The following is a 16,203-nucleotide window of genomic DNA, read 5'->3' on the forward strand; positions in this document are numbered from 1 at the left end:
CACCTGTCGCCGGCGTCGCCGGCCTGCCTCACCGGCGCGCCGCTCGCCGGGCCGCGAACCGCCGACCGGAACCGGTCGCCGCGTCGCCCTCGCGAACACGCCCCTCGCCGCCTGCCATAGGGGCCCCCCGCCGCGTTTCCGCACGGACGCGCCGCCTGCGGCGGCCCGTTCGTCCGCAGCGGACACGGAGCGAGAGCAGCATCACGACGCCATCCCAGGCTGCGTTGTGCAACCGTTACCGAACTCTCCATCGACCCAGCTTGTGGTCACTTCCACGTCTGCTTTAGCGTGGGGCCGGAGTACTTCCCCCCGCGTCCCCGCACCGAAGGGTTCACCTCCGTGACCTTGAACCCCACCACCTCGCGGCGGCTCTGGCCCTACCTCGCCGTCCCGGGGCTCGCCGTCCTCGTGGCCGCGACGATCTACCTCGTCGACCTCTCCGGAGACGACGGCGGCTCAGGCGGCGCCGCAGACGCGACCCTGCCCGGCTCGCAGGCCGACTCATCGGAGTTGGGCGACTCGCCGCTGCAGCCCTCGGAGGAGCAGGTGCGGGCGGCGGCCGAGCACCAGTTGCAGAGCGCCCTCGACACGGCCGTCGGCGACTACCTCGCCGGCCTGGAGGACGAGACCTTCTACGCCTCGGTCGCGGTGGACGACGCCGAGTTCCAGCTCGCCTACGAAGGCGACACCCAGTACGAGACGGCCTCGATCGTGAAGGTCGAGATCCTCACGATGATGCTCCGGGAGTACGGGACGCTCGACGCGGTGCCGGACTGGCTCCTCGACCGGGCCGAGTCGATGATCAAGAAGTCCAGCAACGACGCCACGAACGACATCCTCTACGGCGGGACCTTCGACGACGGGCACGAGGCGATCGCGCAGGCGCACATCGACTTCGGGCTCGAGAACACGAACCCGAACGAGACCGAGCAGTGGGGCAAGACCCAGACCACGGCCGTCGACCAGCTCACCGTGCTCGAGCACGCGCTGTTCGAGGGCCTCCTCGACGCCGAGCAGGTCGAGTTCGCGCGGTCGCTCATGGGGGACCTGGCCGAGTCGCAGCAGTGGGGCGTGCTGGCGGCGGCCCACGAGGGCGAGACGGTCTGGATGAAGAACGGCTGGGACACGCGCGACGCCATGGGCGGCGAGTGGGTGGTCAACTCGATCGGCGTCATCGCCGGGGACACCGAGCAGCCGGTCAAGATCGCGATCCTCACCGGCGGTTCGGCCTCGCACGACGAAGGCATCGAACGGGTCGAGGCGCTCGCCGAGATCATCCGCGGGATCGTCGACACCGACCCCTACGCCTGAACCCCGGGCGGTCCCCAGGGTGGGCCTCCGGCCGGGAGGGCCTTACCCTCGCGGGATGAGCGATCTGATCTCCGCCTTGGGCGAGGCCGGGCTCGACCCCGTCACCGACCCGGACATCCTGGCCGCGCACTCGTGGGACCACGCCGGGCTGGTCCCTCCCGGCCGGGCCGTCGCGCTCGTGCGCGCGCGCTCGACCGAGGCGGTCAGCGCGACCCTGCGGATCGCCTCCGCGTCCGGCACTCCCGTGGTCCCGCAGGGCGCCCGCACCGGTCTCGCCGGAGCGGCGACCGCGGTCGACGGGGCGATCCTCCTCGACCTCTCCCCGATGGACCGCATCCTCTCGATCGACCCGGTGAACCGCTTCGCGGTCTGCCAGCCCGGCGTCCTCAACGCCGCGATCACCCACGCCGCCGCCGAGTACGGCCTGCGCTACAGCCCCGACCCCGGCTCCTGGCAGATCTCCACCATCGGCGGGAACATCGCCACCGCCGCGGGCGGCATGTGCTGCGTCAAATACGGCACCACCCCGGAATACGTCCTCGGCCTCGAAGTCGTGCTCGCCTCCGGCGAGGTCATGCGCTGCGGGCGGCGGACCGCCAAAGGCGTCGCCGGGTACGACCTGGTGCGGCTGTTCTGCGGTTCCGAAGGGACGCTCGGCGTCATCACCGAGGCCACGGTGAAGCTCTCGCCGGTGCCGGCCGAGCGGCTCAGCCTCGCCGCCGTGTTCGACACGACCGCCGACGCCGGACGCGCCGTCACCGCGATCATGGCCTCCGGGGCCCAGCCGAGCCTGCTGGAGCTCATCGACAACGTGCACCTGCGGGCGCTCGAAGCCCTGCGCCCCATGGGACTGCCGACCGAAGCGGCCGCGCTCCTGCTGGCGGCCTCCGACGCGAACCCCGTCGCGGAGCTGACCGCGATCGAGCGGCTCTGCGAGGAGGCCGGGGCCGCCGAGGTCTTCCGCGCCACCGACGCCGAAGAGGCCGACGCCCTGCTCGAATCGCGGCGCAACGCGTACCACGCCATGGAACGCCTGGGCACCGTCCTGGTGGACGACGTGGCCGTGCCGCGCTCGCGGCTGGCCGAGGCGCTCGACGGCGTGCAGGCCGCGGCCGAACGGCACGGCGTGGTCATCGGCGTCATCGCCCACGCGGGCGACGGGAATCTGCACCCCAACATCGTCGTGCACCCCGAGGACCCCGCCTCGCTCGCCGCGGGGCGCGCCGCGTTCGACGAGATCCTGGACATGGCCCTCGCCATGGGCGGCACCATCACCGGCGAGCACGGCGTCGGTATGCTCAAACGCGATTGGCTCGCAAAGGAACTCGACCCGGTGAATCTCTCGGTGCAGCGGCGGGTCAAAGACGCGCTCGATCCGCTCGGCATCCTCAACCCGGGGAAAGTCCTGGCCCGCTGAACACGGGAAAGACCGGCGCGGGGAGCATGAGAGCGATTGGCGCACAGGGCGCTCGACAACGGCGATACGGTTTCGTGTCGATCCTGTGACACAGTAATGGGGCCGCAGCGCTTGCCCATTCGCTGCGGCCCCGATAAAGTGGAGGAGCTCCACTTTTCATTGGCACCAGTAGGGCTGTGCCCGATTGCCCTTACTGGTTTCGTGCCCCCGGATTGTTCCGTGCCTCCCGGAAGACTGCCCATGTCCGTCCGTTCGGCTTGTCGGCGTGACCGGAACACTCATTACTATGAGGACCGTCTCTGGGCGTGGCCTGTGCTGAGCCTGAGAAGAACCTGGGAAACGATGCCGAACCGTTACGAAGGCACCTCGAATCCCGCGAGTTTGTCCAGCTCAGCCGTGATGTCAGGCCGCTGAGCGACCGCCTCCCCGTCAATCTGAGTGATGAAGGCCACACCTCGAACCGAGGAGCTGAGCCACGCCGCTTCGGCGTTCCTCAAGTCCCCCACCGAGATCAGCCGCTCCGCCGTCTGCAGCCCGGCCTTCGGGGCCTGTTCCAGCAGGTACGCGCTGGTGGTGCCGGGGAGGATCCCGGTCGAGGCCGGCGTGGTGCAGAGGGTGTCGCCGTCGAGCCACAGCAGCGACGAGGTCGGGCCCTCCAGCGCGAAGCCGTCGGCCGAGACCCACAGGGCGTCGTCCGCTCCCTGCGTCTTCGCCCAGCGCGTCACCGCCATCATCGAGGCGTACGACAGGGCTTTGACACCGCCTAGAAGCCACGGGGCATCGCCCCGCGCATCGGCATTCACCCCCAGGGTCGCCGTGGCGATCTTCAGGCCGTCCCGGCGCGGCAGGATGCGCTCGCGCGGCACGGGGTCGACGGTGGCGTAGACCGTGGGCGGCCCGCCGTGCTCGCGGCCGCGGGTGGCGATGAGGCGCAGCGCGCCCTCGCCCTCGGCCCGCTCGCGCCAGGCCGCCAGGGCCTGCTCGGCGAGCTCGGCCATGTCCGCCTTCGCGGGCAGTTCGAACTCCAGGCGACGCGCGGAGTTCGCCATGCGGTCGAGGTGCTCCGAGAGCAGGAACGCCTGCCCGGCGCGGACGTTGACGGTCTCGAAGACGCCGTCGCCCCGGAGGACTCCGAGGTCGTCGGCGCACAGGAGCGGCTCGTCGGAGTCGACGACGCCGCGGTGCAGTACTGCGGTTACAAGTGCCATGCGCTCATTCTGCCCCTCCCCGAGCGGGGCGCGGACCGGCGAGCGGTTTCGGGCCCGGGTGAGGGTCGACCGGCTCCCTCTGCGGCAGAGGAGACGACCGTTCCCGCGGGCGCGAAGTACGATGCACACATGCCCACCGAAGCCGAGGCCGAGACCGAACTGGCGGCGGTGCTGCGCTCCAAGGGCCTGCGCATGACCGCGCAGCGCCAGCTCGTCCTGGAAGCGGTCCGCGCGCTCGGGCACGCGACCCCCGAGCAGATCCACGAGCGCATCCGCGGCCAGGTCGAAGGCGTGAACATCACCACCGTCTACCGCACCCTCGACCTGCTCGAGGAACTCCAGCTCGTCTCGCACACCCACCTCTCCCACGGCGCCCCCACCTACCATCTGTCCGGCGACCGCGGCCACGCCCACCTGGTGTGCCACCGCTGCGGCCGGATCACCGAAGTCGACCCTGCCCTGTTCGCGAACGCGCGCGAGGAAGTCGCCGACGCCAGCGGGTTCGTCATGGACATCGGCCACGTCGCCGTGTTCGGGACCTGCGCCGAATGCATGGAGAAGCACGCATGACCGACATCGCCCCGTCCCCGCTCCTGTCGCTGCCCGGAGCCGTCGCCGCCGGCCCCGACACGGCCCAGTCCGGCCGCACCGCCTGGCACTACGGCGGGCCGCTCACCGAGCAGCGGACGGCGATCGAGTCCGGCGCGCTCTTCGACCGCTCCGACCGCGACATCATCACCGTCACCGGCCCGCAGCGCCTGGAATGGCTGCACTCGCTCGCCACCCAGCACCTGACCAGCCTCCAGCCGCACCACGGCACCGAGATGCTCATCCTCTCCCCGACGGGCCGGATCGAGCACCACGCCGAGGTCTACGACGACGGCGAGACCACCTGGCTCGACACCGAGCCCGGCCGCGGCGAAGCGCTCCGGAAGTACCTGGAGCTCATGAAGTTCCGCACCGAGGTCGACATCGTCGACGCCTCCGAGGAGTGGGCGCTGCTCACCTACACCGGCCGGGCCGGCGGCGCGAGCGGGCAGGCGGCCGAGGACGCGTTCGCCGCGGGCCCGGTCGTGCAGCCCGTGCCGGTCGCGAAGTTCGCCGCCAAGGACCTCCCGGCCGTGGCCACCGCCCAGTACCCGGGCGCGGCGCTGGCCGGCGGATGGGTCCGGCGGACCGACGCGCTGCGCGAGGCCACCTACGACCAGCTGGTGCGCCGCGACGAACTCGAGTCCGCGCTGGAAGCGCAGGGCGAGCGGCTCAACGTCGCCGGCACCTGGGCGTTCGACGCGCTCCGCGTCGCCGCCAAGCTGCCGCGCTTCGGCATCGACACCGACGAGCGCACGGTCCCGCACGAGGTCCCGCACTGGCTCGCCGCCGCCGTGCACCTCGACAAGGGCTGCTACCGCGGGCAGGAGACCGTCGCGAAGGTCCACCACCTCGGGCAGCCGCCCCGGCGCCTCGTCATGCTCCACCTCGACGGCACGGACGAGCACCCGCCCGCGAGCGGCACCCCGGTCACCGCGGACGGCAAGGAGGTCGGGTTCATCGGCACCGCCGTCCAGCACTACGAGCTGGGGCAGATCGCGCTCGCGATGGTGAAGCGCTCGGTCGCCGCCGACCCTGACGTGCGTCTCATCGCGGGCGATCAGGCCGCGAGTCTCTGAGGGCCCTATTAGCCTCGCCGTATGAGTGATTCCTACCGCGGCGGCGAACCCGTCGCCGAGATCGTCCGGTCCGGATTCGCCGAGAGCCTCCACCGGGGCAGCGTGGCCGTGACCGACCCGTCCGGGAACGTGACCGCCTCCATCGGCGACACCGGTTCCGCGGTCTTCCCCCGCTCCTCCAACAAGCCGATGCAGGCCCTCGCGATGCTCCGCGCCGGCTGGGAGCCCGGCAGCGCGGCCGACCTCGCGATCGCCTCGGCGAGCCACCGCGGCGAGCCGTTCCACCTCGCCCAGGTGGCCTCGGTGCTCGGCGGCGCCGGGATCGGCGACGACCGCCTCCAGTGCCCGCCGGACCTGCCGAGCGACCCGGCCGCCCGCAACGCGATCGTCGCCGAGGGCGGCGAACCGCGCCGCGTGTACATGAACTGCTCCGGCAAGCACGCCGGGATGCTCGCCGCCTGCGCCGCCGCCGGCTGGGACCTCGCGACCTACCGCGACCCCGAGCACCCGCTGCAGCGGCTCATCGTCGCCACCGTCGAGGAGCTCACCGGTGAGACCGTGCGGGCCGTGGGCGTCGACGGCTGCGGCGCGCCGGTCCTGGCGGTCTCCCTCACCGGGATCGCGCGGGCGTTCTCGCGCCTGGTCGAGGCCCCCGAAGGCACTCCCGAGCGGCGCGTCGCCGACGCCATGCGCGCCAATGCGAAGCTCATCGACGGGACCAAGGGCCCCGACCACCGCATGATGACCGCCGTGCCCGGGCTGCTCGCCAAGGGCGGCGCCGAAGGCGTCCACGTCATCGCCGCGCCCGGCGTCGGCGCGGTCGCGGTGAAGATCGACGACGGCGCGGGCCGGGCCTCCACGCCCGTCGCGCTGCGGGCGATCACGCAGATCGGCGGCCTCGCCGTCCCCGAGGACGCCAAACCCGAGATCGACGCCCTGCTGGGGCCCGAGGTCCTCGGCGGCGGCGAGCCGGTCGGGCGCCTGCGCACCCTCCTGTGAGTGGCCTGCGACTCAAGCGGGGCAATACCCCGTGGCACCGCATCGAGCCGGCACGGTAAGATCGTCGCGTCGCAAGTACTGACACTCGCGCGAGTGGCGGAATGGCAGACGCGCTGGCTTCAGGTGCCAGTGTCCGAAAGGACGTGGGGGTTCAAGTCCCCCCTCGCGCACCGACAAGGCCCGGAGGTTTCGACCACCGGGCCTTTTCGCATACCTCACCAGGCCTCCGCGAGCGGGAACACCCCTCGACCGCCTCGCGTTAGGCTCGGGAAGAGGAACCGGAACGACCAACGAGACGACAGTGGGGTCACGCCGACCATGAGTGAAGCGAACAGCAACCAGGAGCAGGGCGGCTACGACGGGCGCGATGGCGAGGACCAGCCGGTCATCGTCGACGCCGACGGCAACCCGGTCAGGGCCGACGAGGCCGCCGCGGAGGGGCAGGACCGCTACGAGTCCGACCCGACCAAGCTCGTCCCCGAACCGGCGAAGGTCATGCGCGTCGGTTCGATGATCAAGCAGCTCCTGGAGGAGGTCCGCGCCGCCGAGCTCGACGACAAGGGCCGCCAGCGCCTCCGCGACATCCACGCGCGGTCCATCGCCGAGCTCGAATCGGGGCTGGCGCCGGAGCTGCGCGACGAGCTGGAGCGCCTGTCGCTGCCGTTCGGCGCCGACGAGATCCCGAGCGAGGCGGAGCTGCGGATCGCGCAGGCGCAGCTGGTCGGCTGGCTGGAGGGCCTGTTCCACGGCATCCAGGCCGCGCTGGTGGCGCAGCAGATGGCGGCGCGCCTGCAGCTGGACCAGATGCGCTCGGGCGAGCTGAAGGCCCTCCCGGCCGGGAGCGACGACCTCCCGCCGCAGCTGAAGGCCATGATGGCCGAGCGGGCGGCGCGCGGTGACGACCGCGACCACCATCCCGGTCAATACCTGTAGGCCCCGGTCATGGCTTAGACTCGGCCCTGCCTTCCCGGCGGGGCCGGCCGCGCCCGCGGTCAAGGGCCGCGGGGCCTCGCGGGTGTCGCCTGGGGCGGTTCGCGAGCCATAATTGGGCCACCCTTCCCTGGGCGAGACCACTGGAGAGTTGAACACGGTGCTTTACAAGACGTTGCAATGGACGGCCGCGCCGACCATCAAGCTCATCTGGCGACCGTGGATCGACGGCAGGGAGAACATCCCCGAGACCGGGCCGGTCATCCTGGCGTCCAATCACCTCTCCGTGGCCGACCACTACTTCCTCGGCCTGACGACCAAGCGGCACATCGCGACGATGGCGAAGATCGAGTACTTCACGGGCGCGGGCGTCAAGGGCAAGCTCATCTCCTCGACCGTGAAGGCGCTCGGCCAGGTGGCCGTGGACCGCTCGGGCGGGCGCAAGAGCGCCGCGTCGCTGGAGCCGTCGCTGGAAGTGCTCGCCGAGGGCCGGGTGTTCGCGATCTTCCCCGAGGGGACGCGCTCCCCCGACGGGCGGCTGTACCGGGGCAAGCCGGGGGTGGCGCGGCTGGCGCTGACCTCGGGCGCGCCGGTCGTCCCGATCGGCCTCATCGGGACGGAGAAGGTGCTGCCGATCGGCGAGTCGCGGCCGCGGGTCGCGCCGGTGGGCGTGCGCGTGGGCAAGCCGCTGGACTTCTCGCGGTACAAGGGCATGGAGAACGACCGGGTGGTGATCCGGGCGGTCACCGACGAGGTGATGGACGCGATCCGGCGCCTCACCGGTCAGGAGTACGTCGACAAGTACGCCAAGCGCCACGCCAAGTCCGACGCGTCCGAGGGCGACGACTAACCGCCGGCGGTCGCGGTCTCCGCGGGGGTCGCGGTCCCGGTCGGCGTGCCCGCAGGGGTCGTCGGCGTGTCGGTCGCGGTCGCCCCGGGCGAGGGGCTCGTCCCCTCGGTCGCGGCGGTGCCGGCGGCCGTGTCGGGTCCGGTCGGCAGGTCGTTCAGGTCGGTGACGGTGATCCCCCAGATCTCGACGGGCACCGGCGGTTCGCCGTCGTATTCGACGGTCTCGGTCAACGCCGCGATCTGGTCGAGGACCTCGTAGCCGTCGACGATGCCGCCGATGACGCTGACGCCCACGGTGGGAACGGCCGCGCCGCGGACGAGCACGAAGGCGCTCCCGGCCCGGCCCTGCTCGTCGGTGACGAGGGCGAGCACGTCCGCGACGTCGTTCCCGGCCATGCCGGTCTCGGTCTGGAAGCGCCAGCCGGGCCCGTAGGTGTCGTCCGACTCCGGTTCGAAGCCGGGGCTGCCGCAGCGCAGGATCGCGGTCGGGTCGATCGCCTGCGTGGTGAGCCGGTCGCATTCGTGCGAGGTGTAGAAGCCCGCCTGCGCCAGGTACGTGAAGGCCTCGACGCCGCACGGGGCCAGGTCGCCCCACAGCATCACGGCGATCTCGCCGTAGTTGGTCGCGATCGAGGCGATGGACCGGTCGAGGGGGGTGCCGGCCTCCAGCGGCTCCACCGCCGTCCCGGCGTCGTCGGCCTCGGTGACGGTGCACCGCTCGGCGATGACCTCGCCCCGCTCCGGCGTGTCCTCGCCGCCGTCGCGGAAGGCGAGCCAGGCGACCGCGCCGATCGAACCGGCCGTCAGGAGCACGGCCCCGAGTCCGGCGAGCCCGCGCTTCCAGCCGCCCGAGCCTTCGCGCTGCCACGGCGGCGTCCCCCGGTAGGGGTTCGCGCCGACTAGTTCGTGCTCGGTCTCGCTTCGGTCGCGGCGGGGCTCCATGTCTGTGCATCGTACGGTGCCTCGTCACGCGCGAGGTAGGCGTATCCGACGCATATCAGACCGTAGGCGAGGGCCACCCCCAGCAGCGTGCCGGGCGCGTAGCCGTCCTTGGGGACGAGGAACGCGGCGGCGAAGAGCCCGCCGAGGTAGCCGACGTTGTAGACGGTGTCGTTGACGCTGAAGACGCGGCCGCGGTAGGCGTCCTCGACGCCCCGCTGGATGCTCGTGTCCACCGTGATCTTCAGGCCCTGCGAGGCGATGTTCACCAGCAGGACCGCGACGGCGAACATCACCGGCTGCATCGTGCCCGCCAGCGCCGCGACGACGACCGCGCACAGGGCCATGAGCATGACGATCCAGTTCCGCGGGCCCCACGAGCGGGTCGCGCGGGGCGTCGCGAGCGCCGCGGCGAGGACGCCGACGTTGCCCAGGACCGCGAGCACCAGGAGCCACGAGATCGTGGTGGTGCGCCTCGGGTCGGACTCGATGTCCCAGAAGAAGCCCATGAACAGGGCGATCGCGATGATGAACACGATCCCGTACAGGAACCGGTGCAGCCCCTGCACGGCCATGACCAGGGCCGGGCCGCGGCGGCGGCCGAGGTGCCGGAAGCCGGCCCACATGCCCGCGGTGGTCTGGACCAGGCCGCGCCACATGCCGCCGCCGACCGCCTCGTCCTCGACCGGGCCGAGCCCGCCGCGGCGGAACGAGGCCGCGACGACCATCGCGGACGCGAGGTAGCCGCATCCCGCGGCGAGCGCGAGCATCGAGTAGGACACCCCGGAATGGAGGAGCTCGGTGACGCCGGTGGTCGCCAGGCCCAGGCCGTAGGCGAGCGCGCCGAGCGTCGAGGCGAGCGAGTTGGCGGTGACGAGGTCGCGCTCGGGGACGACCTGCGGGTGGGAGGCCGCGAGGCCGGCGAGGACGAACCGGTTGGCGGCCAGGACGATCATGGCGCACAGCACCCACGTCCAGTTGAAGCCCGTGGCCAGGGTCACGCAGATGACGATCATGAGGGCGGCCCGGACGAGGTTCGCGCCGCCGATGAGGTTGCGGCGGCTGAACCGGTCGAGCACGGTCCCCACATAGGGTCCCAGCAGGGAGTACGGGCCGAGGAGGACGGCGACGGCGGCCGCGTACCGGAACGGGTCGGAGGCCTCGCCGAGCGCCGGGTTGAAGAACACCGACAGCGCGAGCGAGGCCTGGAACATGCCGTCCGCGGCCTGCGAGGTCAGCCGCACCGCCAGCAGCTGCCGGAAACGGCGGTTGCCTGCGAGGTTCCGGACGTGCCCGTCGGTGCGCATCGTCCGAGGATAACTCCGCGGAACGCCAAGGGGGACCTCATTCTTCGCCGCGGCCGGACGGCCGAACGAAGACGGGGTCCCCCTGGGACGTGATCGCAGCGCGCGCCTACAGGCCCGCGATGAAGTTCTCGACGGCGATGCGCGCCTCTTCGTCGGAGAACTGCTTGGCCGGCGACTTCATGAAGTAGCTCGACGCGCTCTCGACCGGGCCGCCGTGGCCGCGGTCCAGGGCGATCTTGGCCGCGCGCACCGCGTCGATGATGACGCCCGCCGAGTTCGGCGAGTCCCACACCTCGAGCTTGAGCTCCGCGTTGAGCGGCACGTCGCCGAAGGTGGTGCCCTCCAGGCGGATGTACGCCCACTTGCGGTCGGTCAGCCACGGGACGTGGTCCGAGGGGCCGATGTGCACGTCGGCACCGCGCATCTCGTGCGGGATCTGCGAGGTCACCGACTGGGTCTTGGAGATCTTCTTGCTCGTGAGGCGGGTGCGCTCGAGCATGTTCATGAAGTCCATGTTGCCGCCGAAGTTCAGCTGGTACGTGCGGTCGAGGCGCACGCCGCGGTCCTCGAACAGCTTCGCCAGCACGCGGTGCACGATGGTGGCGCCGACCTGCGACTTGATGTCGTCGCCGACGATCGGGACACCGGCGGCGGTGAACTTCTCGGCCCATTCGGGGTCGGAGGCGATGAACACGGGGAGGGCGTTGACGAACGCGGCGCCCGCGTCGATCGAGGCCTGCGCGTAGAACTTCGCGGCCGTCTCGCTGCCCACGGGCAGGTAGCAGACCACGACGTCGGCCTTGGCCTCCTTGAGGACGGCCACGACGTCGACCGGCTCCTCGGAGGACTCGGTGACCATCTCCGTGTAGTACTGTCCCAAGCCGTCGTGGGTCGGGCCGCGCAGCACCGTGACGCCGGTGGGGGGCACCTCGGCGAACTGGATCGTGTTGTTCTCCGAGGCGTTGATCGCGCTGGAGAGGTCCTGGCCGACCTTCTTCGCGTCGACGTCGAACGCGGCGACGAACTCGATGTCGCCCACGTGGTAGTCGCCGAACTGGACGTGCATGAGGCCGGGCACCCGGTCCTCGGGCTTGGCGTCGCGGTAGTACTCGACGCCCTGAACCAACGAAGAGGCGCAGTTCCCCACGCCGACAATGGCTACGCGCAGCTTACCCATCGCGCATGCCTCCTTTGCCTTGTTTATTTGGGTCTCCGGCGCTCGCAGCCGGATCGGGTGTTCCCTGTGCCGGGGCGGCCTGGTGCCGCTCCGGTTCGGCGATCGGATCGCCGAAGTCGTTGCGCTGCTCGGGCCGGCGGCTCTCCTCGGAGGCGATGAGCTCGTTGAGCCAGCGCACCTCCCGCTCGGCCGTCTCCAGGCCGTGCCGCTGCAGTTCGAGCCCGTAGGCGTCGAGCCGCTCGGCGGTGCGGGCCAGGGCCTCCCGGATGCGCTCGCGGCGCTCCTCGACGCGGCGTCGCCGCGCCTCCAGGATGCGCAGGCGGGTGGCCGGGTCGGTCCGGGAGAAGAACGCGAAGTGCACCCCGAACAGGGCCTCGTCGGCGGTTTCGGGGCCGGCTTCGGCCATGAGCTGAGCGAAGTGCTCTTTGCCTTCGGGTGTGAGCCGGTAGACCTTTCGGGCCCGGCGGCCCGTGAGCAGCGGTTTCTCTGCGGCGCCTTTGACGGCGCCGCCCTTCTCGGCAGTGCCCTCCGCCGGGGCCTCCTCGGCGATGAGTCCGCGCTGACGCATCCGCTTCAGGGTGGGGTAGAGGGAGCCGTAACTGAACGCGGCCCGAATGGCCCCCAACAGGGCCAGCAGACGTTTGCGCAGCTCATAACCGTGCATGGGGGATTCGTGCAGGAGTCCGAGAATGGCGAGCTCAAGCATCGCGCCCCTCCTCTCACACGGTGACCTAACGCGGTGATGTATCGGTTCGATACATCAGCGTCCACCATAGCGTGCGGTCGGAAATCACGTCAAGGCGCGGGTCCGAGCCCTGTTCAGTGCGGTCGTCATCCGCTAAGCTCGGCCCCACCAAGCGATCTAGCAGAGTTCTCTCAGGTTCAATGTGCGAAACTGCGAGACGACCGGCCACCCCCCATGCCGGGAGCAGACCTTTGCGAACGCCGGTCCGCCGGGCGCGTCCTCTTCGGGATGCCGCGCGCCGGGTGCACCGGGCCGACCGGCAAGCCCCTGTCAGGGGTACACAGCACGTGGATGGTTGAGCATGAGCGACTACGGTTATCGTCCCGCCCCGCCGCCTGAGGACGGACGGCCCCAGGGACGGGGCACCGGGCAGCCGGGCGGCCGGGCCTACGGCAGCGCGCCGGGCGGTTCCGGGGCCGGCTCGAACGATCCCGACTACGGGTGGGGCGGCCCCTCGCCGCAGCGGCCGGGCGGCCAGGGCCAGAGCCCGCAGGCTCCCGGTCCGCGCCGGCAGCCGTACGGCACGCCCGCTTCCGGTTCCGCTTCGGTCGGCCGCGGCCAGGTGCCGCCCGGACGCGGCTCCGCCCCGGTGGGCCGGCCCACCGGTTCGGCCTCCGTCGGCAGCGCCTCCGTGGGCGGGCCGGGGCGGGCCTCGGTCGGCGGACCGGGTCGCGCGTCGGTCGGCTCCGCCTCCGTCGGCTCGGCGTCCGTGGGCTCGGCCTCGGTCGGCACCGCCCGCCCGGTCGACGTCGACGGGGACGGCCCCGGCGAGCGCACCGGCCGCGCCAGCGTCACCGGCACCCGCCGCGCCGGCAAGGGCCCCCTGAACAAGGACGACCTCGAAGAGAGTGCGAAGAAGAAGAAACGCAAACGCCTCGGCCGCAAGATGCTCGCGGCCATGATCGCGTTGGGCGTCCTCTTCATCGCCGGCATCACCGTGGTCGGCACCTACTTCTTCCAGAACACGCCGCCGCTGGAAGGCGTCCTCCGCGCCGGCGAGTCCTCGGCGTTCTACTACGCCGACGGCACCACCCAGGCGGGCGCCTTCGGCGACACCCTCCGCCTCCAGGCCGACCCGGACGAGATCCCCGAGGAGGTCAAGGAAGCCCTGGTGGCGCTCGAGGACCGCAAGTTCTACGAGCACAGCGGCGTCAACTTCGCGCGCACCGCGAGCGCCCTGGTCAACAACCTCACCGGCGGCGAGACCCAGGGCGCGTCCACCATCACCCAGCAGTACGCGGGCATGTACATGGACGCCCGCGACCAGATCTCCTACGACCGCAAGGCCCGCGAGGCGGCCCTGGCGTTCAAGATGGAGCAGGAGTACTCCAAAGACGAGATCATCACCGCCTACCTCAACATGGCCTACTTCGGGCGGGGCGCCTACGGCATCGAGGCGGCGGCGAAGAACTACTTCGACGTGCCCCTGCAAGACCTGGACTACGGCCAGGCCGCGTTCATCGTCATGCAGGTCAAGTCGCCCAACGGCTACTACGACTCCTACTACCAGGACGCGTACAACGAGGAGGCCGCGCTCGCCCGCTGGGACCACGCGATGCAGTCGCTGGTCGAGACCGGCGAGCTCACCCAGGCCGAGCGCGACGAGTACACCTTCCCCGAGACGGTCCAGGAGTTCAACGCCTCCGGGTCGTGGGGCGGCAACACCGACCTCGGCTTCATCATCAACGAGCTCGACGGCTACGTGTACGACGAGCTCCAAGAGCGGTACGGCATCACGAAGGAGATGCTCAAGGGCAGCGAGGACGAGCCCAACAGCGGCGGCTACAAGATCGACCTCACGATCGATCCGGTGATCCAGAACTCCCTGCGGATCACCGGGTCCCGCGGCGGCCTCGCGGTGGAGAAGAACGAGAACGGCGAGCCGATCGACGCCGACGGCAACGTCGTCCAGGACCCGAGCCAGGCCGAGAAGATCCTCACCGAGGAGGGCTACGCCCAGTTCGAGAACTCCAACGAGGACGCCGCGCTCTTCGAGTACGAGGAGTACATGATGACGGCGATGGTCGCGATCGACCCGAAGACCGGTGAGATCCTCGGCTACTACGGCGGCGACAACGGCTTCGGCGTCGACAAGGCCGGCGCCGAGTCGCCCCACCCGCCGTCGTCGACGTTCAAGATGGTCACCGCCGCCACCGCGATGGCGAACGGCGACTCGCCCGACTCCTGGTTCAACGCGAGCTCGCCGCGCCAGTTCGAGTCGCTGACCAACGACGACGGGTCCTGCATCGGCAGCGGCACCTACCCGAACTGCACCCTGCGCAACGGCAGCCAGGAGTCCAAGGTCGAGATGACCCTGACCGACGCGGTGCGCGACTCGAAGAACACCCCGATGTACGCGATCTCGGAGCACTACGGGGCCGACAAGATCCTCGACATCGCCGACCAGATGGGCCTGTCGGTCATGAACCAGGCCCGCACGATCCAGGACGACACCGGCGAGCCGCACGACGTCAGCGTCAACTACCGCATGCACGGCGACGGCACCTACACCCAGCACGGGACCGCCGTCGACGCCGACAACGAGCCGGTCGTGGACGGCTCCGGCAACTGGGACGTCTACGCCGACATCCAGGTCGACGAGGACTGCAACCCGATCGTCAACACCGACGGCCGCTTCCTCCAGGCCGAGGAGAGCACCCTCTGCGAGATCGGCGGCAAGGGCACGACCGACCCGTTCTACCACCACCTCGCGTTCGGCCAGTACCCGACGAGCGTGCGCGACATGGCCTCGATCTACGCCACCATCGCCAACGACGGCGTGTACAACGAGTCGCACTTCGTCAAGAAGGTCACCAACAACGCCGGCGAGGAAGTCCAGCCCAAGGAGGACTCGCTCGTCCTCAACGACCAGGTCATCGACGCGGCCGTCGCGCAGAACCTGCAGTGGATCGGCTCGGAGATCGGCGGCGAGTCCGCAACCGACCAGCTCGACCGCGACTACTTCGGCAAGACCGGGACCTGGGAGGCCGGCGGCCGGGACAAGAACGGCGAGAAGTACCCCGACTCGTACAACGCCCACGCCTGGTACGTCGGGGCGATCCCGCAGCTGTCCATCGCCGCGTGGGTCGGCAACGTGACCTCCGAGTCCGACCCGATCGCCGACCCGAACGACGACAAGACCAACGTGTACGGCTCCAACACCGCCTACCCGGTCTGGTACACCGCCATGACGCGGATCCTCGAGGACAAGGACTGGGAGAAAGAGGAGTGGGCCGGCAAGGACGAGTCCCAGGGCAACAAGACCAGCTGGGACATCGAGCTCGCCGGCGGCCCCCTCAGCGGGGGCGCGTTCTGCGCCGCGAACGGGGACGACCCCCTGTGCGCGAGCCAGCAGGAGGACGAGGCGCAGCAGGAGTGCGAAGAGGGCGGCGGCACCTGGGAGGGCGACCGGTGCGAGACCGAGGAGGAGGAGACCGACCGCGGTCAGGACGTGACCTCGCCGACCACCGAGCCCGGTGACGACGAGTCCACCGGCGAAGACGAGGAATGCGGCGGCATGCTCCAGCCGCCGTGCGACGGCGACGAGCCCACGACGCCCGAGGAGGGGGCGACCACGTCCCAGGGCGACGACAACCGCAACAACGGCAATTGACGCCTCGCTCGGACTGATCGCTCCGCGCCGCCGATAGCGAC

At 70.9% G+C, this 16,203-nt stretch carries 13 protein-coding genes and 1 tRNA gene; 9 read left to right on the forward strand and 5 right to left on the reverse strand.

All coding sequences use genetic code 11. The features are described 5' to 3' along the window. Positions 1–339 precede the first annotated feature (339 nt). Together K3N28_RS13565 and K3N28_RS13570 are read left to right on the forward strand one after the other, a co-directional pair. On the forward strand, positions 340–1,311 hold the full coding sequence (locus K3N28_RS13565; RefSeq protein ID WP_228093073.1) for a hypothetical protein: 972 nt from the start codon (positions 340–342) through the stop codon (positions 1,309–1,311). Between the two features lie 55 nt (positions 1,312–1,366). Next, positions 1,367–2,728, forward strand: coding sequence for an FAD-binding oxidoreductase (locus tag K3N28_RS13570; protein WP_228093074.1), 1,362 nt, complete (start codon positions 1,367–1,369; stop codon positions 2,726–2,728). 353 nt (positions 2,729–3,081) lie between these two features. On the opposite strand, the gene K3N28_RS13575 is transcribed toward K3N28_RS13570, so the two are convergent. Continuing rightward, on the reverse strand, positions 3,082–3,936 hold the full coding sequence (locus tag K3N28_RS13575) for an aminotransferase class IV (RefSeq protein ID WP_228093075.1): 855 nt from the start codon (positions 3,934–3,936) through the stop codon (positions 3,082–3,084). 129 nt (positions 3,937–4,065) lie between these two features. Between K3N28_RS13575 and K3N28_RS13580 the strand changes: the two genes are divergently transcribed. The 6 genes from K3N28_RS13580 (at position 4,066) to K3N28_RS13605 (ending at position 8,382) form a co-directional block, all read left to right on the forward strand. Continuing rightward, positions 4,066–4,506, forward strand: a complete 441-nt coding sequence (locus K3N28_RS13580; protein ID WP_228093076.1) for a Fur family transcriptional regulator — start codon at positions 4,066–4,068, stop codon at positions 4,504–4,506. Beyond that, positions 4,503–5,603: a folate-binding protein YgfZ gene (locus K3N28_RS13585; RefSeq protein WP_228093077.1), complete on the forward strand. Its 1,101-nt coding sequence runs from the start codon at positions 4,503–4,505 to the stop codon at positions 5,601–5,603. Before K3N28_RS13580 ends, K3N28_RS13585 begins: the two co-directional genes overlap by 4 nt. Before the next feature lie 21 nt (positions 5,604–5,624). Beyond that, positions 5,625–6,602: an asparaginase gene (locus K3N28_RS13590; RefSeq protein ID WP_228093078.1), complete on the forward strand. Its 978-nt coding sequence runs from the start codon at positions 5,625–5,627 to the stop codon at positions 6,600–6,602. 87 nt (positions 6,603–6,689) lie between these two features. Further along, a tRNA-Leu gene (locus tag K3N28_RS13595) sits at positions 6,690–6,772 on the forward strand. A 148-nt stretch (positions 6,773–6,920) separates the two neighbouring features. Continuing rightward, positions 6,921–7,535, forward strand: a complete 615-nt coding sequence (locus tag K3N28_RS13600) for a bacterial proteasome activator family protein (protein WP_255640275.1) — start codon at positions 6,921–6,923, stop codon at positions 7,533–7,535. A gap of 157 nt (positions 7,536–7,692) precedes the next feature. Next, positions 7,693–8,382: a 1-acyl-sn-glycerol-3-phosphate acyltransferase gene (locus K3N28_RS13605; RefSeq protein ID WP_228093079.1), complete on the forward strand. Its 690-nt coding sequence runs from the start codon at positions 7,693–7,695 to the stop codon at positions 8,380–8,382. Here K3N28_RS13605 and K3N28_RS13610 read toward each other — a convergent pair. The 4 genes from K3N28_RS13610 to K3N28_RS13625 all read right to left on the reverse strand — a co-directional run bounded on the left by K3N28_RS13610 (position 8,379) and on the right by K3N28_RS13625 (position 12,510). Further along, positions 8,379–9,323: a peptidylprolyl isomerase gene (locus K3N28_RS13610; protein WP_228093080.1), complete on the reverse strand. Its 945-nt coding sequence runs from the start codon at positions 9,321–9,323 to the stop codon at positions 8,379–8,381. The genes K3N28_RS13605 and K3N28_RS13610 overlap by 4 nt on opposite strands. Next, positions 9,281–10,627, reverse strand: coding sequence for an MFS transporter (locus K3N28_RS13615; protein ID WP_228093081.1), 1,347 nt, complete (start codon positions 10,625–10,627; stop codon positions 9,281–9,283). Before K3N28_RS13615 ends, K3N28_RS13610 begins: the two co-directional genes overlap by 43 nt. Positions 10,628–10,733: 106 nt before the next feature. Beyond that, a complete protein-coding gene (locus K3N28_RS13620) occupies positions 10,734–11,804 on the reverse strand; it encodes an inositol-3-phosphate synthase (protein ID WP_228093082.1) in 1,071 nt (356 codons plus the stop codon). Further along, a complete protein-coding gene (locus tag K3N28_RS13625; RefSeq protein WP_228093083.1) occupies positions 11,797–12,510 on the reverse strand; it encodes a PadR family transcriptional regulator in 714 nt (237 codons plus the stop codon). The genes K3N28_RS13620 and K3N28_RS13625 overlap by 8 nt, the downstream gene beginning before the upstream one ends. A gap of 340 nt (positions 12,511–12,850) precedes the next feature. Between K3N28_RS13625 and K3N28_RS13630 the strand changes: the two genes are divergently transcribed. Then, positions 12,851–16,162, forward strand: a complete 3,312-nt coding sequence (locus K3N28_RS13630) for a transglycosylase domain-containing protein (protein ID WP_228093084.1) — start codon at positions 12,851–12,853, stop codon at positions 16,160–16,162. Positions 16,163–16,203: the final 41 nt, after the last annotated feature.

Origin of the sequence: Glycomyces sp. TRM65418, from assembly GCF_019710475.1 — a bacterium.
Lineage (GTDB): Bacteria > Actinomycetota > Actinomycetes > Mycobacteriales > Micromonosporaceae > Glycomyces.